Here is a 17,324-nt window from a genome sequence, read left to right as displayed (position 1 = left end):
AAATGCCTCAAATTTTTTGAAAAAAGTGTTGACAAATGCTGTGAGAGATGGTATTATGTGTCTGTGGTTAGCAGTTGCTAACTGACAAAACAAGCGAAAGTCAATATATCATATGAAGCAAAGTGCTTTATTTTTTTGACTGTGCGGTTAGCATATGCTAACTTGCTGACGCAGAATATTCGCACACAATACAGGAAGAAAAAATATGCTTGAAAAGTACTTGATAGAGCATTGCTCGCCAACTCTTGCATCGTTGAAAACAGCAAATCTTGTGAATGTTTTGTTTGACGACGAGGCGCTTCTCACATCATCTGTTGAAAAGATAAACAACGAATTGCAAGACACGGGTGTATGCCTTTTGGTGCTTAAAAAAAGTGAAAACAGTGCGCTTGTTTATGCCGTGAGGAAATCAAAATTGGCACACGATTTGCAACAGGACGGCGTGTCGGATTTGTTAAGAGATTACGGCTATTGCAACACGGATGTTGAAGCGTGCATTGAAAGATTAAAATCCCGTTTGATTTGTACGGAGGAGTTTCCGCACGAAATCGGAATTTTTCTTGGATATCCGCTTGATGATGTCAAAGGATTTATCGAAAATGCGGGGCAAAACAGTAAGTGCACCGGATGTTGGAAAGTTTACTGTAACGAGTGTGAAGCAATAAAAACCTTTGCAAAATTTAACAAGTGCAAAGAAGTATATACAAAACTTTGGCTCAAAGGCAGAAGCATAGCAAAACTTACTGTCAGAGCGTTTTAAGAAAGACGGTGAATTTATGAGTAAAACAGCGGTTGTATATTGGAGCGGAACAGGCAACACGGCTGCTATGGCAGACGCAATTGTTGAAGGTGTAAAGTCCGTTGGCGGACAGGCAGAACTTTTTACGGCGGATTCGTTTAACTCCGATATGACAGAAAATTATGATTTCATAGCGTTCGGTTGCCCGTCAATGGGTTGCGAACAACTTGAAGATACAGAATTTGAGCCAATGTTCGATTCTTGCAAAGGCAAACTTAAAGGTAAGCAAATTGCACTTTTTGGTTCGTATGGCTGGGGCAACGGTGAATGGATGCAAACATGGGAGGACGACTGCAAATCTCTCGGTGTAGATTTGGTTTGCGACAGCGTGATTTGTAATGACGCTCCTGATGACGAAACAATAGAAAAATGCAAAGAATTGGGTAAAATGCTGGCTTAGAGCCCTATGAACAATTTGAGCTTCGGCTTAAATTGCTCCAAATGTGTTTAGCAGTCGCTAAAGATGTTTGGAACAGTTTAAACTTGGTTAAAAAGTAAAATTGTTCCTATTTCTCTACTCCTAATCCAATAAACAAAAGGCGAGCGGCTATGTCGTTCGCTTTTTGTTATATTAAAAATTTTTTGGATAATTTAAGACTGTTGAGAAAGTTTCTGAATTTCGTTTTCTTGCGAAGGAAGATGTATATCGTCAAAACATATTCCGTATAGAACAAAACATAGTTTTGTAAGTATACTACATATGTTTTTCCTCTTTCCAAAAAATCCACGGATTTTTTGGAAGCCTTTTTCTTTCGACTGAGCAAAAAACGGAAAACGCCAAAAATGCTGTAAGTTCGATACTTACAGCATTTTTAAAACCCCTCCGTCAACACTTCGTGTTGCTATCTCCCCCTTTATATTTAAGAGGAGGCTAATGTGGTTATAATAATATTGGCGTGCTTCAGGGACTTTATCGACAGTATGAAAAAAGGAACATCGTTTGATGTTCCTTCTGTGGTGACCCGGACGGGAATTGAACCCGTGTTACCGCCGTGAAAGGGCGGTGTCTTAACCTCTTGACCACCGGGCCGAATTGGTGGCTTTAACTGGATTCGAACCAGTGACACTGCGGGTATGAACCGCATGCTCTAGCCAACTGAGCTATAAAGCCATTTTGACTTGCAAGCAAGAGTATAGCGTAAAACATCTCTTTTGTCAACACTTTTTTTAAAAATTTTTTCAAAAGTGTAAAATTCGCCACATAATCACTCTCTTTTTTAAACTTTTTATTAAAAGGGGTACATTTGTTTGACTTTATACCTTTTGGGTGATAGTATATTGAATATATAAGATGTATAAAATTAACTATATTATAATTTATGTCGGAGGGTTAAATGAAAAAGTTGGGTGCTAAACAACAGAAATGCCTTGATTTTATTAAGAAATGTCTTGATGAACGAGGTGTTGCGCCGACCGTAAGAGAGATTGAAACGGCTTTGGGCTATCGCTCGCCGTCATCTGCTCAGTATATGCTCAATTCTCTTGAAGAAGCCGGCTATATCGAGCGTGACCCTTTGATGAAAAGAACTATTCGCATAAAGGGCTACGACACAAAGGCGTATCACGTTCCGCTTGTAGGCACGGTTACGGCAGGTCAGCCGATTTTGGCAGTCGAAAGCATCGAGGATTATATTCCTGTTCCCGTAAAAAACAAGGGGCAAAATATGTTTGCTCTCAGAGTTAGGGGCGACTCGATGACAAATGCCGGAATTTTGGACGGCGACACGGTTATAGTTGAGCAAACCCCCGTTGCAACAAACGGCGAAATAGTTGTTGCTCTCATTGGCGACGAGGCAACGGTTAAGAGGTTTTACAAAGAAAACGGTCATTTCAGGCTTCAACCTGAAAATGATGCTTACGAGCCTATTATCGTTGATGAGGTCGCAATTTTGGGCAAGGTGAATATGGTAATCAGAACTTATTAATATAATTTAGGAGTGGAAAAAATGAGTGAATGTACACACGATTGCTCAAGTTGTTCGAGCAACTGCGCAGAAAGAAAAGAGCCACAAAGCTTTTTGAAACCAATGAATGCAAATTCAAATATTAAGAAAGTTATCGGCGTTGTATCGGGTAAGGGCGGTGTAGGCAAAAGCCTTGTAAGCTGTTTGCTTGCCGCAAAATGCCAAAAGGCAGGACTCAAGGTCGGCGTTCTTGACGCTGATATTACAGGTCCGTCAGTTCCAAAATCATTTGGTATAACATCAAGGGCAATGCAGGACGAAACAGGTCTTTTGCCAACAGTCACCAAAACAGGTGTAAAAATGATGTCAATCAACCTTCTTCTTGAAGATGTCAACTCACCGGTTGTTTGGAGAGGTCCTGTTATTTCGGGCGTTATTGAGCAGTTTTGGACCGATGTAAACTGGGGCGAGCTTGACTATCTCTTTGTTGATATGCCTCCGGGAACGGGCGATGTTGCACTCACGGTGTTCCAGAGCCTCCCTGTTGACGGAATTGTTATTGTTACAACTCCGCAGGATTTGGTAAAGATGATTGTCAACAAGGCGTTCAATATGGCAAAGATTATGAATGTTCCTGTGCTCGGCTTGGTTGAAAATATGAGCTATTATCAGTGCCCTGATTGTGGCAAGAAGCACAACATTTTCGGCGAAAGTCAAATTGACGAAACAGCATCGGAACTCGGAGTTCCTGTTCTTGCAAAGCTTCCGATTGACCCAAGCGTTGCAAAGCTTGTTGACGAGGGCAGAGTTGAGGATGTTGATTGTCCTGAACTTGATGAGTTTGTGTCTGCACTTGATTGATGAGGAGAACGGTATATGCCAAAGAGAGAAAATTATATTTCGTGGGATGAATATTTTATGGGGATTGCGCTTCTTTCATCTATGAGAAGCAAAGACCCGAGCACGCAGGTTGGCGCTTGTATCGTCAGCGATGACAACAAAATTATGTCTGTCGGCTACAACGGTTTTCCCCGTGGTTGCAGTGATGACGAGTATCCATGGGAGAGAAGTGGCGAATGTTCAAACGACACAAAGTATCCGTTTGTTTGCCATGCAGAACTCAATGCGATTTTGAATTCGGGCGGTCACAATCTCAGCGGTGCAAGGATTTATGTTGCGCTTTTTCCGTGCAATGAATGTGCCAAGGCAATTATCCAAAGCGGAATAAAAGAGGTTGTGTATATGTCCGACAAGTATGCCGAAACAGAAAGCACTCTTGCAAGCAAAAAGATGTTTTTGTCAGCCGGAGTGAAACTCACAAAGTTCACGGCTTCACACAAAAAACTTGAAATTTCATTTGACGAAAGTGATGTATAATATGCAGATTGATATTTATGATTTTGACAAAACAATAGTTCCGTTTGACAGTGGTTCGTTGTTTTTTATGTACTGTATGATCCACTATCCGTGGTGTATAATTATTTTGCCAATCGTTGTGGTTGCAGGCTTGCTTTTGGGACTTGGCTTAATTGGATTTACCGAGTTCAAACGCACTTGCTACCTCTATTTGCCTATGATACCGACAGAAAAGGCTGTCAAAAAATTTTGGGACAAGTACATAAACAAGGTGCACCCATGGTTTCTTGAAAGAAAAAGATACAGCATTATTATAAGTGCAAGCCCTGATTTTTTGCTTGAAGAAATTGCAAACCGCTTGAAGGTTGATGAGCTTATTTGCTCTCGTCACAACAGAAAGACAGGCGTTATTGTTGGCAAAAATTGCAGAGCCGAGGAAAAAGTGCGCCGTCTTTACGAGGTACATAAGCCTGAAGATTTGGAAGTTATGGATGTTTATTCTGATTCTTACAGACATGACAAGTATATTTTTTCACTTGCAAAGAATCAGTGCTATCATATCGAGCACAGCAAAAAAGTGCCGTTTGATTACAATGATGTTTATTCAGATTAAAATTAAAAGAAACGAGAGTTTTTAATGAGAAAAATTGCCGATATATTTTTAGTTTTGTTGCTCACGGTTTGCGCTGTGTTTGCTTCGTATTTTATTGCGGAAAAGTCAGTTAAAACCGACAGAAGCGCCGAGAAAGCCGTTACGATGACCAAAGTTGCCGTAACCGAAAAAGAAAGCGACAAAGTGCTGCTTTGTGAAAACAACAAAAGGGATTATCATTTTTATAAGCAGGGCGACAAGATAATTATGACGCATAAGGGCGTTGAGTATAATTTTGAGAATTGGAGCCCTTATATCGACCTTGAAAAGCCGCAGCTTTATTTCAAACAGATGGGTTCTGACCCTACCGACAAAATAATCATTAAGGCTGTAAACGATATTAACGAGGACGGTAGCTATGTTTACGGTGTTTATATTTTATCGGAAATAGATAATAAGGACGGAACGCTAAAATATAAGATTACCGCCTTGACAAGAGCAACTACTAAGCAAATAATTGATGAAAAAGTTAAGATTGAAATAAGTCAGGCGAAAACTTGCAAAAAACTTGCTTATGTTGCTATGTGCTATATATATCAAGAAATAAAGTTTGACCGAAAAACAGGTGTTCCCGACGGTTATTACAATCCGTTCCATACACTTCAAGACAAAAACGGTAATTATATGACGCTTGACGGATGGAGTCGCGGAAGTGCCGAATACACAGTTGAGGATAATGGCGTTTTTGTGTCATTCCCTATTGACATAAAGTATAAGGAAACATCTGAAGTACAGCACGCAGGATATATCAAATGTATGCTTACGTTGACCGATGTAACCAGAGAGGCAAATGTTATAAGTAAAACAATGTCTTTCAAGCCGAATATGGAATATGGTGCATATAGATACGATTATGACGGCAACGAGTGGAAGTCTGTTTGCAAAAATGCAAACAAAGCCAAAGGCGGTGACACTCTTATTGATTATGTTCAGTTTGAAGGAACTGTTGATTCCAATCTTGAAACAGAGGATTTTTCAAAGAATTCAAGCGATTTGAATAAGATTTCACGCATTGAAATAAATCAAAATAAGATTATTCTTTATGCAAATAGTGGTTATACTTTTAAAAAGAGCCTTGTTAAAAATAAAGACTTTTCGGTTCGTCTTACTCTAAATGACGGCACATCAAATAATTTTGACGTTTCCTATAATGCCGAACTGTCAAACGGTTCGGGAGGTGCCGAAGTATTAACCATAAATCTTGACCAGCCGTATAAGAGAGAGAACATAAGCAAGATTAAAATTAATTTTGGAGTTAAGTGATAAATGACAAACATTAAGGACATTGCGATTACAACAGATTCTACATGTGATTTGCCACAGGAGTTGATTGAGGAAAACGAAATCACAGTCGTTCCGTTGACAATTCTTTTGGGCGACAGCGTGTATCGTGACGGCGTTGACATCAAACCCGATGATATTTATGCGTATGTTGAAAAGACGGGCGTGCTTCCAAAGACTTCGGCGGTCACCCCTGCGGAATATTATGAGGTGTTCAAAAAACTTGTTGACGAGGGCAAAAAGGTTGTTCACATCGGCTTTTCGTCAGGACTTTCGTCATCGTTCCAAAATGCGATTGTTGCGTCAAGCGAATTTGATGATGTTTATTGCGTTGATTCAAAAACGCTTTGCACCGCACAGGGACTTTTGGTTCTCAAGGCTTGCGATTTTCGTGCAAAGGGTTTGGACGCCAAAAAAATTGCCGACAAGGTTACAAAACTTGTGCCAAAGGTGAGCGCAACCTTTGTTCTTGACGGACTCGAATATCTCCACAAGGGCGGAAGATGTTCAACCGTTGCAAGATTTGGCGCAAATGTTCTCGGCATCAAGCCGTCCATTGCGGTTGACAATCAAACAGGCAAGCTCGAGGTGGCAAAAAAATACCGTGGCAAAATCGATATTGTTTATAAGCAGTACATCACCGACAGAATGAATGAGATAAAACGTATTGAGCCTGACCGTGTTGTTATTGCGGAAAGCGGCGGAGTGTCGCCAAAAACTTTGGCATTTGCAAAGGGCGTAATTGAGGGTAAGGACAAGTTCAATCAGGTCATCGTTGCCGACGCGGGTTGCACAATTTCATCTCATTGCGGACCGAAAACATTTGCGATTTTCTATATCAAAAAATAATCCTATATATAATGTAATTAATAATATGGCACTTAAAGAAGAAATTTTGAATTATTTGACCGAGCACAGCGGCGAATATGTCAGCGGTGAGGAACTTGCACAGAGCCTCGGCAAAAGCCGTGCAGGTGTGTGGAAAGCTGTCAAGGCGCTTCAGGCTGAAGGCTACACAATCCAAGCTGTTACAAATCGTGGCTATATGCTTGATTTGGATAATGATATTTTGAACGAAAACGAACTGAAAAGATATATAGATTTTGATTGCAACATTGCTTTTTACGAAAGTATTGATTCCACAAACAATGAAGCAAAGCGAATTATTGTTGACGGCGACTTAAAGCCGTTGCTTGTTGTCGGAGAAGAACAGACGGCAGGCAGAGGCAGACAGGGCAAAAGCTTTTATTCTCCTGCAAAAACAGGAATTTATATGAGCCTTGTTGTTCATCCTATGGCGAAGCTTCAAAATGCCGTCACCGCCACAACTGCTGCTTCGGTTGCTGTGTGCAGGGCTATCGAAAAGCTGACGGATGTCACCCCGCAAATCAAGTGGGTGAATGATGTTTATGTTGACGGCAAAAAGATTTGCGGCATCTTGACCGAGGCTGTAACGGATTTTGAAACTCAGACGGTAGATTCTGTTATAATAGGTATCGGCGTGAATCTCAAAACTCACAGTTTTCCGTCGGATGTGCAAAATGCTTCGTGCCTTGAAGCACCTGTCAAACGAGCAGAGTTTATTGCTGCTATTGCAAATGAACTGAACGAAATCGTCACGGGCGATTATGCCGCGTTCATTGATTACTATCGCTCACACAGTATGACTGTCGGCAAGGAAATCAATTTTATCAAAAACGGAATTGTCACTCTCGCCACCGCGGTTGGCATTGACGATGTCGGCGGACTTGAGGTCGTCCTTGCAGACGGCACTCACGAAACCCTCCGCTCCGGCGAAATCACCGTCAGAACAAGATAAAGTTCCAAATAACGCTGTTATATTTTTTGATTGGCTCCCCTTGTTGCAAGGGGAGCTGTCGTGTTTTCACGACTGAGGGGTTAAGATAGGATAAAAGGGCTTTAAAAATGCTGTAGGTATCAACCCACGGCATTTTTGTTTTGACAAAATAAAAAAACGCATCCGATTTGGGAAGAATGCGTTTTTTTATTATTATCAAGATAGTATTGTCAGCGCAATACTGCGAAACCAAGATCAATCGCTCCGGCGAGAATTCGTGAGGTTTTTTGCATCCCAAGGGTCTCTGCAAACCAAAGGATGATAAGCGCTATAAGGATTGCAATTATAAGTGCTTCTTTGCTCATAACCCACCTCCAAAGGATCGATAACATTATTATATACACTTTTGCAAAGAAAATCAATAGTATTTTGCGGTTTTTTTAATATTTTTATATAAAATAATTGTTGAAAAAAGTTTGGCTATGCTATATAATGAATGATGTATGAAATTTTATACGGAGGATAATTGTTGTATGGATACTATAACATTGGCAGCAGGCATTATTGCGGATAGGTCTGTAACTTTTACCGCAACCGTAATTGTTGCCGGAATCGGAATTGTTCTGTGCACATTGCTTGTCTTAATCGGCGTTTTTTATGCGTTTGGTGCGGTTGTGTCAAAGTCACAGGCAAATGCAAAGAAAAAAGAAGCAAAAAAAATTCAAAGTGAAATGGAAGCTGCTTTGTCAAAGGCAAGTGAGAGCGTTCCAGCTCCTGCTCCGACAAACGCTCCTGTTATTGAAGAAGGTATAAGCGGCGAGGTTGTTGCGGCTATCAGCGCTGCCGTTTATGCAATGGAGGGCGGTTCGGCGGTCATTCGCTCCGTATCTCGCAAAGCAAGTCCTGTTTCAACCCGCAATCCTTGGGCACAGGCTGCTGTTGTGGATAATACAAGACCGTTTTAAGGAGGACAAACCTATATGGAAATATTACAGGGTGTATGGGAAGTAGTTAAAAGTATCCTTGTTAACAGCGGATATGCTTACTTCTTTACCGCAGACGGCGGATATAAAAATCTTATTATGCTCATCGTTGCCTTTTTCTTCCTTTGGTTGGGAATTAAAAAAGGCTTTGAACCACTTTTGATGATACCAATCGCATTTGGTATGCTCCTTGCCAATTTGCCGGGTGCAAACCTTGCGGTGCAGTATCACGATTTGCAGGGCTTCATTGATTTGGTGGCCGGCAGAATGACCGACACGGCAGGCAACACACTCACGCCGGGTCTGATGGATTTCCTTTACTTTGGAGTTAAGGCGGGAATTTATCCTCCGCTTATCTTCCTCGGTATCGGCGCTATGACTGACTTTAGCTCACTTATTGCTAACCCGTCATCATTCATTCTCGGTGCTGCCGCACAGCTCGGCATCTTCGTTGCTTATGTAATCGCTATTGTTTTGGGCTTCGACCCTCAGCAGGCAGGCTCAATCGCAATCATCGGCGGTGCAGACGGTCCTACCGCCATTTTCGTAACTTCAAAACTTGCTCCGGCAATGCTTGGCACAATAGCCGTGGCGGCGTATAGCTATATGGCTCTCGTGCCTGTTATTCAACCGCCTATTATGAAGGCACTCACAACCAAAAAAGAGCGTAGCGTTGTTATGGGCACACTTCGTCCTGTTTCAAAGCTCGAAAAGATTTTGTTCCCGATTATGGTAACAGTTATCGTTTCGCTTCTTCTTCCTGACGCTGCGGTTCTTGTCGGTATGCTTATGCTCGGCAACCTCCTCAAAGAGAGCGGACAGACAGAACGTATCGCAAAGGCGGCTCAAAACGAACTTATGAACATCATTACAATTCTTTTGGGATTGTCGGTCGGTGCAACAACTTCTGCACAGTCATTCCTCAATCTCAACACTTTGAAGATTGTTCTTCTCGGCTTGATTGCGTTTGCATTCGGTACAGCCGGCGGTGTTCTCTTTGGCAAACTTATGTATGTTATTACAAAGGGCAAAATCAATCCGCTTATCGGCTCGGCAGGCGTATCCGCTGTTCCAATGGCTGCTCGTGTGTCGCAAAAGGTTGGCCAGCAGGAGAATCCGTCAAACTTCCTTCTTATGCACGCTATGGGCCCGAATGTATCGGGTGTTATCGGCTCTGCCGTTGCAGCAGGTATTTTGCTTACCCTTCTTGGATAAGAACAAACACAATAAAAATTCACAGAGGTGGTACAATCCGTTCCACCTCTGTTTTTGACACAAAGGGAAAATATTATGAACAAAGACGCAGTAAAACCAAATCGTGAGCAACAGCAGGTTATCGACACTGTTGACGGACCTGTGCTTGTTGTTGCAGGTGCAGGAACAGGAAAAACCGCAACTGTTGTAAAACGAATTGAGCATATCATCAAAGATGGCTATGCCCGTCCGTGGCAGGTGCTTGCAATCACCTTTACCAACAAGGCGGCAGGCGAACTTAAAGAAAGACTTGAAAACACAATAGGTGTTGAGGCAAACGACATTTGGGCGCAGACTTTCCACAGTATGTGCAGTCGTATGCTCCGCCGTTTCGGCGACAGACTCGGCTACACACAGCATTTCACAATTTACGACACAGACGACCAAAAGCGTGTTATGAAGCGTGTGCAGAAAAATCTCGGAATTGATGACAAGTTCCTCAATCACCGTGCGATTTTGACCGAAATCAGCCGTGCAAAGGACAGCCTTATCGACCCGAGAGAGTATAAGCACACCAATCAAAATGATTTCAGAAAATCCAAGATTGCCGAGTGCTACCGTGATTATCAGCAGGAACTTTTGCGTTCGGACGCAATGGATTTTGACGATATGATTTTCAACACGGTTCGACTTCTCAAGGAAAATCCCGATGTTTTGGAAACCTATCAGCACCAGTTCAAGTACATCATTGTTGATGAGTATCAGGACACTTCCTACGCTCAGTATGTGCTTACATATTTGCTTGCAGGCGAATATCACAACATTTGTGTTGTCGGTGATGATGACCAAAGTATTTACCGTTTCAGAGGCGCTACAATCGAAAATATTATGCGTTTTAAGGAAAGATACGAAGATGAGGGCGTAAAGGTTATTCAGCTTCAACTCGCCGAAAATTATCGCTCAAAGCAGAATATTCTTGACGCTGCCAACGCTGTTATCGCCAATAATAAGACAAGACTTGCCGACAAGCGACTCCGTTCCTATGCAGGCAAAAACGGCGACAAAATTATGCTTTATACCGCAAACAACGAGCTTGACGAGGCGCAATTCATTATCGACCAAATCAACGAAAATGTTAAAAACGGAATGAGCTACAAGGATCACGCAGTCCTTTACCGTATGAATGCGCAGAGCCGAAACATAGAAATTATGATGGCAAAATCGGGTATTTCTTATCGAATTATCGGTGGCAACCGCTTCTTTGACCGCAAGGAAATCAAGGATATTGTGTCGTATTTTGCACTCATCAACAACACAGCCGACAATGTTCGACTTCAAAGAATAATTAACACTCCTAAGCGCGGCATCGGCGACACTATGTTCAATTACATTTTGGAAATTGCCGCGGCAAACAAAATGACTGCTTTTGAAGTCTGCGAGCAGGCAGATGAGTTTGCAAAGACGCAGAGAAGCGCAAATAAGCTAAAGGCATTTTGCAATATGATTAATGGCTTCCGTGAGGATTTAGAGGACGGAATGAGCGTGAACGATTTGCTTCAGGAGATTTTGGAGCAAACCGAGTATTTTGCGTATCTCGAAGAGGACGACCCGTCAAAGGCAGACGACAGAAAAGCCAATGTTCAGGAACTTTCGTCAATGTTCGTCAAGTATCAGGAGGATGACGAAAACTTCACCCTTCAAACTTTCCTTGAAGATGTTGCGCTTGTTTCTGACATTGATTCGTATAATGAGGACGAGGACAGCGTTGTGCTGATGACTCTCCACTCGGCAAAAGGCTTGGAATTCCCTGTTGTGTTCATTCCGGGTATGGAAGAGGGCATCTTTCCGGGCAATCAGAGTATGTACAGCGATGAGGACCTTGAAGAAGAACGCCGTCTTGCTTATGTGGGCATCACCCGTGCGAGAGAAAAATTGTATCTCGTGTCGGCTCGTCAGCGTATGCTCTACGGCACAACAAGCAGAAATATGCTTTCTCGTTTTGTCGGCGAAATTCCGACCGACATCTGCGAGGATAAGACGGTAAGAATGCAGTCGAGCTATTCACCGGGCAGTTATAACGACCACTTCGGCTCACCTGCAAAGCCGTATAAGTACAGCAAATCGACTCCAATCGGCGAGGGCAGACGAAGCTCAAGCACCGTGGCTCACTCGTTCGGCCAGGTTGGCGGAACAAAACCGCAGGCGAGCACAGAAACTTATGCTGTCGGCGACACCGTTCGTCACGCATCTTTCGGCACGGGCGTTGTTCTTTCGGCAAAACCGATGGGCAACGATACACTTATGGAAATTGCGTTTGACAAGGCAGGCACAAAGAAGCTTATGGCAAACTTTGCCAAGCTTCAAAAATTATGATTATTTTAAGAGGGCAGTTGTTTGCCCTCTTTTTTGTCGGATTTTGTTAACTGAGTTTTCCTTATTAATGTATATAATTTATATATTATAATATATAGGTTGAAAACAGGAAGAACAAAAGCATAAAAAACTGCACAAAAGTTTGTGAAATGTTTGTCAATAAAATATTTTGCGAAATTCTATATGTGGAAATAAAAAACGCACTTTTTTAAAATTAATACTATATCTTGCGTTTGCCAAAAATTTCCAATGCAAAAATGTTACAAAATCGTAAGGTTTTGTAAGAAGTTCGTCACCTTTCCCAAATATTCAATTTAGTGTGATAAAGCACAAAAGTTCAAAACCACAAGATATGGACATTTTAAAAGTTACAATAATATTACGGCTGTAACCTTTTGTCAATGTTGCACAAAAAATATTACTCCACCGACTTGACTTGTTGTGAAATCTCGCTATAATAGCAAGCGTTCGTGACAAAATGATATTAGGCGATGTGGGAATTTGCTCCACAAATGCCAAATTCACTTGTTAAGAAAGTAAGGAGATTAAGATGACTAACCAATCATTTGCAGGCAAACGTTTTTTCAGAACAGTCCTGACAATAGTAATTGCGCTTGTGCTTCTTGTCACAATGTTTGCGGGTACGGCTTTTGCAAAAACCTCTGACGAATACACAGTCAGCATTGTTGACGGCTCAAGAAGTGTAGCTGTTACTACAACTGAGACGGAACCTATCGAGATTCTCAAATCCGCAGGTATTGTGATATCTGCCGGCGATAAGCTGGACATATCCGATTTTAAGGAGTCGGAGGGCGGCAGTATTGTAGTAAACAGACTTAACACCATTTATGTTGAGTTTGACGGAAACATTACAGCGTATCAGATTTATTCGCACACGGTCGGCGAAGCTTTTTCACAGCTTGGCGTCAATGTCAAGAATAGCGACCAAATCAATTACAGTCTAAACACAGAGATTACAGACGGTATGGTAATTAAGATTACATCCGCACAGTATGTAACTCTTAAGGCTGACGGAACAGAAGCAAAGTTTGCTTTGACAAACGGCACTGTTGCAGACTTGCTCAAAACAGCAGGCGTAACACTCGGCAAGGACGACTACACCGAGCCGTCACTTGATTCAAAACTTGAAAAGAACCTTGTGATCAAGGTTAAAAGAGTTGAGTACAAAACAGTCGAAAAGACAGAAGAAGTTAAGTATTCAACAGTAGAAACAAAGGATAAATCCCTTGAAGACGGCAAAAAGAAGGTCATCACAAAGGGCGAAAACGGTGAGGTAGAAGTAACTTACAAAGTTAGATTTGTTAACGGTAAGGAAAAGGACTCAACCGAAGTATCACGAATTGTAACAAAAGAAGCAACAAAACAAGAAGTTGTTGTCGGCACAAAGAAAACCGAAAAGAAAAAGTCAAAGAAAGATGACGACTCGTCAAGCGAAGTAAAGGCTAACGGCGTAAAATCGAAGAACGGCTACAAGCTTGGTCAGGTTATTAAAGGCAGATACAGCCATTATTGTGCTTGTGCAACTTGCAACGGCAATTCAAGAGGTATCACATCATCCGGTAAGAAAATCAAGAACGGTATGGATGACCCTCACTATGTTGCATGCAACTGGTTGCCGCTCGGCACAGTTATCAGCGTTGACGGCACAAACTACACGGTGGTTGACCGTGGAGGCAGCGGCTTGTCACGTCAGGGCAGAATTGATATTTTCACTCCTGGCGGTCACAGCGAATGTTACAAACTCGGCGTTGGCGGTTGCACAATCGAAATTGTAAGACTCGGCTGGTAACATTTGACACCCAAAAAAGTGCAAAAAATCAAGCACATTTTAATTACAAAAAAGACTCATAATCCGTATACCGTAGGTATGCGGATTTATTTGTTATTGGCTTGTTAATTTAGCGAAAAATATGTTGAAAAATAGTTGAAAATGTGCTAATATAATCAATAAATAATTTTATAGTTTTCACAAGGAGGCAAAGGTTTATGGATAAAAGAATTGTGAGAACAAGACGGGCAATTTTGGTATCTGTTTTGGAACAAACAAAGGACAAGAATTTGGATGAGGTTAGAGTTGTTAAGGTTTGCAGCGATGCAGGAATTAACAAGAGTACATTCTATCTTCACTACAAGAGCATTGAGGATTGTGTAAAGTCAATCATTGAGGGTTTGGTGGCATCGGTTTCCGATTATGCTTCAACTGTCAACATTCAGCAGGCTCACGTTAATCCAAGTGTCGTTGTCACAGATATTATCAACAACATAATTGCCAACGCCGATATTATTGAAAAGTACAAGAACAGCAGACTTGCTATTCCTGTAACAGAAAAGTTGCAAAAATCAGCTATCGAAACAATTTGTACAAACAATAACATTCAGCCGGGTACGGTTGATTATGCAAGAGTGTCACTTATTGTTTATGCCGTAACAGGTCTTGTGATTAATGCGGATTTGAAAAACGACAAAGATATTCTTTTTACAGCTCTTTCAGATATGATCAGAAAGAACTAATCGGCAAAACTCAATAGTCGAATCGGCAATTTTGCTGTATTCACAAAATGTATAATCATCTGTTTTTTTGAAATACTAAAACAGGTGATTTTATGTTTTATGCTTTTCGTGATGAGGTTGAAAATGTAACCGCTGAGGAGGCTCAAGCCTGCGACCTGTCACTCGGATATATTGGTGTATCCGAGCTTGACGAGGTTGGCAGGCTTTTTGATTTGCCGAAAAACGGCATGGGAACGCCCGCTTATTTTAAGGGCGGGGACTGTATTTGTGTTTGTTTTGAGGAGTGCAATATCTATGTCAGGCAACAGGCGGTGATTGTTGTCAGCGCTTGCACAAAAAAGCATTTGACCGCCGTGCAAAACACGATTTCAAGATTGCGTGGCGGAGAAATTTCAAATGCAAGGCTTTTGTATGCTTTTGTTGACGAATTGCTTGCAAACGAAAATGAGGTTCTTGCCGATTTTCAAAAGAGTCTTGCGGTGACGGAAAAGCAAATTCTTGACGGCAGGGAGAGTGAAAGCCTTAACAAAACGCTTTATTGCGAAAAGCAGAGGTGCATTGCACTTGGCGGATATTATTCAAAAATTCGTGACATAATAGAGGAACTCGGCGACAATGATTTTGAAATCTTTCCGGAAGATGAGCTGAAATATTTTGACCTTTTGAGCGCAAGGGCGGACAGGTTGCGAGAGAATTCAAAAATGCTGATTGACGGCATTGTGCATCTCAGAGACGCTTATCAGTCGGCGCTTGATTTAAGGCTTAACAACACGATGAAACTGTTTACAGTCGTAACCGTGATTTTTGCACCGCTCGGTTTCATTACGGGTTGGTTCGGGATGAATTTTAAAAATCTGCCGCTCATTAATTCGCCATACGGCGCGGGAATTGTTATTGCACTTTCGCTTGCCGTGACTGTCGGAATGTTTGTGTGGTTGAAACTCAAACGGTGATATTTCTTTTTTACTGCGCATAAAATTCTACGGTGATTTTATGAAGAAAAAAGAGAGGCTGAACAATACCGTTGTGGGTTATTGTGAGTGTCCGCATGTTCACCTTGTCGGCTCGTCACAGTGCGTTGTGGACGGCTTAAAGGGGATTGTGGAATACAGCCGTGACAGAATAAAAATCAATCTCGGAAAATACTGCCTTGTCGTTGTCGGCTCAATGCTGAGCATAAACGAGTTTTCGCCTGAAGGTGCTGTGATTGACGGTGATATTCTTTCCGTGGAGTATTGCAGTGATTAACAGGGTTGTTCAATGGTTCATCGGCTATGTTGAGTTTTCGTTTTCGGGCGGTTTTTCGGCAGATTTTTTGGACGAGTGCTTTCGTCTTGGGCTGAATATTTATGATATTTGCGGCGACAGCAGGCTCACGGCAAGGTGTCCTGTGCAGGTATATAAATATTTGCACAGAATTGCTTTTCGTCACGGCGGCAAGGTGAAGATAATCAAAAAATGCGGTCTGCCGTTTTATACGTCACGGTTGATGTCACGGTCGGGCTTGGCGGTCGGCTGTGTGCTGTGCGTTGCTCTTTTTTGCTTTCTTTCGGGCTTTGTGTGGAATATCGAATATGTCGGCAACTCAACCATTGAACAGAGCCGAATTGAATCGTTTTTGGACAAAAACGATTTTCGCATCGGCACTCATTGGAACGTTGAGGAGAAAAAACGGATTGAAGATTTGATGCTTGCAAGCTTTGATGAAATTGCGTGGGTGCACATAAATCGAATCGGCACGACAGCACGGGTGGAAATACAAGAAGCGACGCCAAAACCGAGTATCGAGAGCAAGGACTACACAAATCTCACGGCAGTTAAGGACGGAGTGATTGTGTCGGCAATGGTCAAGGACGGCTGGCAGCAGGCTTTTGTCGGCGACAGCGTGACAAAGGGCACAATCCTTGTGTCGGGCGTTTATGCTCCCGAGGAGAAAAAGGAAAACTTTTTTGCACATGCAAGCGGAGATTTTGTTGCAAGGGTCAACGAGCAGTTCACCCTGACCGTCAGCCGTGAGCAGTGCAGACGTGAATATCTCGGCGAAAAAGAATATAAGGCGATTTCGTTTTTCGGATTGTATCTTCCGCTGTATGTCGGAAAAATCCAAAAAGAAACGGCAGAACTTGAACGGCACAGTTCGTATCTCACAATCAACGAACGCCCCGTGCCAATCGGCATAGTCAAAACTTGCGTAAGAGAGTATAACATCTACACGGTCAATTTGTCGGATAAGGCTCTGCTTGAACTTGCCGAAAAACTTGCCGAACAAAAACTTGTCGGCGAATTCGGGAGGGAAAACATTGAGTCGAAGCAGATAGATGTCACTTTGAACTTCAATTCGGCAGAGGCAAAGTGCAATGCTCAGGTGCTTGAAAATATCGGCGAGGAGGTTCAAATTTTTTCTGAAAAAGCAAAGATTAACAGTTGAATGTGCATAAATGATGTGCTAAAA

At 42.1% G+C, this 17,324-nt stretch carries 18 protein-coding genes and 2 tRNA genes; 17 read left to right on the top strand and 3 right to left on the bottom strand.

What is annotated here, in order from left to right; all coding sequences use genetic code 11:
- Positions 1 to 205 precede the first annotated feature (205 nt).
- Positions 206 to 760 (top strand): DUF3793 family protein, encoded by a 555-nt coding sequence (locus Q0E03_RS06295; protein ID WP_297130538.1) that lies wholly within the window; start codon positions 206 to 208, stop codon positions 758 to 760.
- Between the two features lie 16 nt (positions 761 to 776).
- On the top strand, positions 777 to 1,199 hold the full coding sequence (locus Q0E03_RS06290; RefSeq protein ID WP_297130535.1) for a flavodoxin: 423 nt from the start codon (positions 777 to 779) through the stop codon (positions 1,197 to 1,199).
- A gap of 555 nt (positions 1,200 to 1,754) precedes the next feature.
- On the opposite strand, the gene Q0E03_RS06285 is transcribed toward Q0E03_RS06290, so the two are convergent.
- Positions 1,755 to 1,829: transfer RNA gene (locus tag Q0E03_RS06285), tRNA-Glu, on the bottom strand.
- A gap of 4 nt (positions 1,830 to 1,833) precedes the next feature.
- Positions 1,834 to 1,910: transfer RNA gene (locus tag Q0E03_RS06280), tRNA-Met, on the bottom strand.
- A gap of 223 nt (positions 1,911 to 2,133) precedes the next feature.
- On the opposite strand from Q0E03_RS06280, the gene lexA reads away from it, so the two are divergent.
- Genes lexA through Q0E03_RS06245 form a run of 7 tightly spaced genes read left to right on the top strand, consistent with a single transcriptional unit; the run spans position 2,134 to position 7,811 of the window.
- A complete protein-coding gene (gene lexA / locus Q0E03_RS06275; RefSeq protein WP_297130532.1) occupies positions 2,134 to 2,724 on the top strand; it encodes a transcriptional repressor LexA in 591 nt (196 codons plus the stop codon).
- Positions 2,725 to 2,745: 21 nt separating this feature from the next.
- On the top strand, positions 2,746 to 3,564 hold the full coding sequence (locus Q0E03_RS06270) for an Mrp/NBP35 family ATP-binding protein (RefSeq protein ID WP_297130529.1): 819 nt from the start codon (positions 2,746 to 2,748) through the stop codon (positions 3,562 to 3,564).
- Positions 3,565 to 3,579: 15 nt separating this feature from the next.
- A complete protein-coding gene (locus Q0E03_RS06265; protein ID WP_297130526.1) occupies positions 3,580 to 4,080 on the top strand; it encodes a dCMP deaminase family protein in 501 nt (166 codons plus the stop codon).
- Between the two features lies 1 nt (position 4,081).
- Positions 4,082 to 4,672 carry an HAD family hydrolase gene (locus Q0E03_RS06260; protein ID WP_297130523.1) on the top strand — a complete coding sequence of 197 codons (591 nt, stop codon included), beginning with the start codon at positions 4,082 to 4,084 and terminating at the stop codon, positions 4,670 to 4,672.
- Between the two features lie 24 nt (positions 4,673 to 4,696).
- A complete protein-coding gene (locus Q0E03_RS06255; protein WP_297130520.1) occupies positions 4,697 to 5,974 on the top strand; it encodes a hypothetical protein in 1,278 nt (425 codons plus the stop codon).
- Positions 5,975 to 5,977: 3 nt separating this feature from the next.
- Positions 5,978 to 6,841, top strand: a complete 864-nt coding sequence (locus Q0E03_RS06250; protein ID WP_297130517.1) for a DegV family protein — start codon at positions 5,978 to 5,980, stop codon at positions 6,839 to 6,841.
- Positions 6,842 to 6,866: 25 nt separating this feature from the next.
- The gene (locus tag Q0E03_RS06245; RefSeq protein ID WP_297130514.1) at positions 6,867 to 7,811 is read left to right on the top strand and encodes a biotin--[acetyl-CoA-carboxylase] ligase; all 945 of its coding nucleotides are present in this window, start codon (positions 6,867 to 6,869) and stop codon (positions 7,809 to 7,811) included.
- A gap of 209 nt (positions 7,812 to 8,020) precedes the next feature.
- Here the strand turns inward: Q0E03_RS06245 and Q0E03_RS06240 are convergent, their stop codons facing one another.
- Positions 8,021 to 8,155 carry a hypothetical protein gene (locus Q0E03_RS06240; RefSeq protein ID WP_294836126.1) on the bottom strand — a complete coding sequence of 45 codons (135 nt, stop codon included), beginning with the start codon at positions 8,153 to 8,155 and terminating at the stop codon, positions 8,021 to 8,023.
- Positions 8,156 to 8,323: 168 nt separating this feature from the next.
- On the opposite strand from Q0E03_RS06240, the gene Q0E03_RS06235 reads away from it, so the two are divergent.
- The 8 genes from Q0E03_RS06235 (at position 8,324) to Q0E03_RS06200 (ending at position 17,300) form a co-directional block, all read left to right on the top strand.
- The gene (locus Q0E03_RS06235; protein ID WP_297130511.1) at positions 8,324 to 8,755 is read left to right on the top strand and encodes an OadG family protein; all 432 of its coding nucleotides are present in this window, start codon (positions 8,324 to 8,326) and stop codon (positions 8,753 to 8,755) included.
- Between the two features lie 15 nt (positions 8,756 to 8,770).
- Positions 8,771 to 9,988 (top strand): sodium ion-translocating decarboxylase subunit beta, encoded by a 1,218-nt coding sequence (locus Q0E03_RS06230; RefSeq protein WP_288528091.1) that lies wholly within the window; start codon positions 8,771 to 8,773, stop codon positions 9,986 to 9,988.
- Between the two features lie 75 nt (positions 9,989 to 10,063).
- Positions 10,064 to 12,340: an ATP-dependent helicase gene (locus Q0E03_RS06225; protein WP_297130507.1), complete on the top strand. Its 2,277-nt coding sequence runs from the start codon at positions 10,064 to 10,066 to the stop codon at positions 12,338 to 12,340.
- 550 nt (positions 12,341 to 12,890) lie between these two features.
- Complete coding sequence (locus Q0E03_RS06220) at positions 12,891 to 14,150, top strand: 3D domain-containing protein (protein WP_297130504.1); 1,260 nt, start codon at positions 12,891 to 12,893, stop codon at positions 14,148 to 14,150.
- 197 nt (positions 14,151 to 14,347) lie between these two features.
- Entirely contained in the window at positions 14,348 to 14,872 is a 525-nt protein-coding gene (locus Q0E03_RS06215) for a TetR/AcrR family transcriptional regulator (RefSeq protein WP_297130503.1), read from the top strand.
- 92 nt (positions 14,873 to 14,964) lie between these two features.
- Entirely contained in the window at positions 14,965 to 15,825 is an 861-nt protein-coding gene (locus Q0E03_RS06210) for a CorA family divalent cation transporter (protein WP_297130501.1), read from the top strand.
- 40 nt (positions 15,826 to 15,865) lie between these two features.
- Positions 15,866 to 16,120 (top strand): YabP/YqfC family sporulation protein, encoded by a 255-nt coding sequence (locus tag Q0E03_RS06205; RefSeq protein WP_297130497.1) that lies wholly within the window; start codon positions 15,866 to 15,868, stop codon positions 16,118 to 16,120.
- Positions 16,113 to 17,300 carry a sporulation protein YqfD gene (locus Q0E03_RS06200; protein WP_297130494.1) on the top strand — a complete coding sequence of 396 codons (1,188 nt, stop codon included), beginning with the start codon at positions 16,113 to 16,115 and terminating at the stop codon, positions 17,298 to 17,300. Before Q0E03_RS06205 ends, Q0E03_RS06200 begins: the two co-directional genes overlap by 8 nt.
- The last annotated feature ends 24 nt before the right edge of the window (positions 17,301 to 17,324 follow it).

This window comes from uncultured Eubacterium sp., from assembly GCF_934525195.1.
In the GTDB taxonomy this organism is placed as follows: Bacteria; Bacillota; Clostridia; order Oscillospirales; family Acutalibacteraceae; genus Eubacterium_R.
This window is presented reverse-complemented; position numbering and strand designations above follow the sequence as displayed.

Excerpts from the sequence above, each read along its gene's own strand:
- Q0E03_RS06295 (WP_297130538.1), top strand. The coding sequence starts at position 206 with ATGCTTGAAAAGTACTTGATAGAGCATTGCTCGCCAACTCTTGCATCG.
- Q0E03_RS06290 (WP_297130535.1), top strand. The coding sequence starts at position 777 with ATGAGTAAAACAGCGGTTGTATATTGGAGCGGAACAGGCAACACGGCT.
- lexA (WP_297130532.1), top strand. The coding sequence starts at position 2,134 with ATGAAAAAGTTGGGTGCTAAACAACAGAAATGCCTTGATTTTATTAAG.
- Q0E03_RS06270 (WP_297130529.1), top strand. The coding sequence starts at position 2,746 with ATGAGTGAATGTACACACGATTGCTCAAGTTGTTCGAGCAACTGCGCA.
- Q0E03_RS06265 (WP_297130526.1), top strand. The coding sequence starts at position 3,580 with ATGCCAAAGAGAGAAAATTATATTTCGTGGGATGAATATTTTATGGGG.
- Q0E03_RS06260 (WP_297130523.1), top strand. The coding sequence starts at position 4,082 with ATGCAGATTGATATTTATGATTTTGACAAAACAATAGTTCCGTTTGAC.
- Q0E03_RS06255 (WP_297130520.1), top strand. The coding sequence starts at position 4,697 with ATGAGAAAAATTGCCGATATATTTTTAGTTTTGTTGCTCACGGTTTGC.
- Q0E03_RS06250 (WP_297130517.1), top strand. The coding sequence starts at position 5,978 with ATGACAAACATTAAGGACATTGCGATTACAACAGATTCTACATGTGAT.
- Q0E03_RS06245 (WP_297130514.1), top strand. The coding sequence starts at position 6,867 with ATGGCACTTAAAGAAGAAATTTTGAATTATTTGACCGAGCACAGCGGC.
- Q0E03_RS06240 (WP_294836126.1), bottom strand. The coding sequence starts at position 8,155 with ATGAGCAAAGAAGCACTTATAATTGCAATCCTTATAGCGCTTATCATC.
- Q0E03_RS06235 (WP_297130511.1), top strand. The coding sequence starts at position 8,324 with ATGGATACTATAACATTGGCAGCAGGCATTATTGCGGATAGGTCTGTA.
- Q0E03_RS06230 (WP_288528091.1), top strand. The coding sequence starts at position 8,771 with ATGGAAATATTACAGGGTGTATGGGAAGTAGTTAAAAGTATCCTTGTT.
- Q0E03_RS06225 (WP_297130507.1), top strand. The coding sequence starts at position 10,064 with ATGAACAAAGACGCAGTAAAACCAAATCGTGAGCAACAGCAGGTTATC.
- Q0E03_RS06220 (WP_297130504.1), top strand. The coding sequence starts at position 12,891 with ATGACTAACCAATCATTTGCAGGCAAACGTTTTTTCAGAACAGTCCTG.
- Q0E03_RS06215 (WP_297130503.1), top strand. The coding sequence starts at position 14,348 with ATGGATAAAAGAATTGTGAGAACAAGACGGGCAATTTTGGTATCTGTT.
- Q0E03_RS06210 (WP_297130501.1), top strand. The coding sequence starts at position 14,965 with ATGTTTTATGCTTTTCGTGATGAGGTTGAAAATGTAACCGCTGAGGAG.
- Q0E03_RS06205 (WP_297130497.1), top strand. The coding sequence starts at position 15,866 with ATGAAGAAAAAAGAGAGGCTGAACAATACCGTTGTGGGTTATTGTGAG.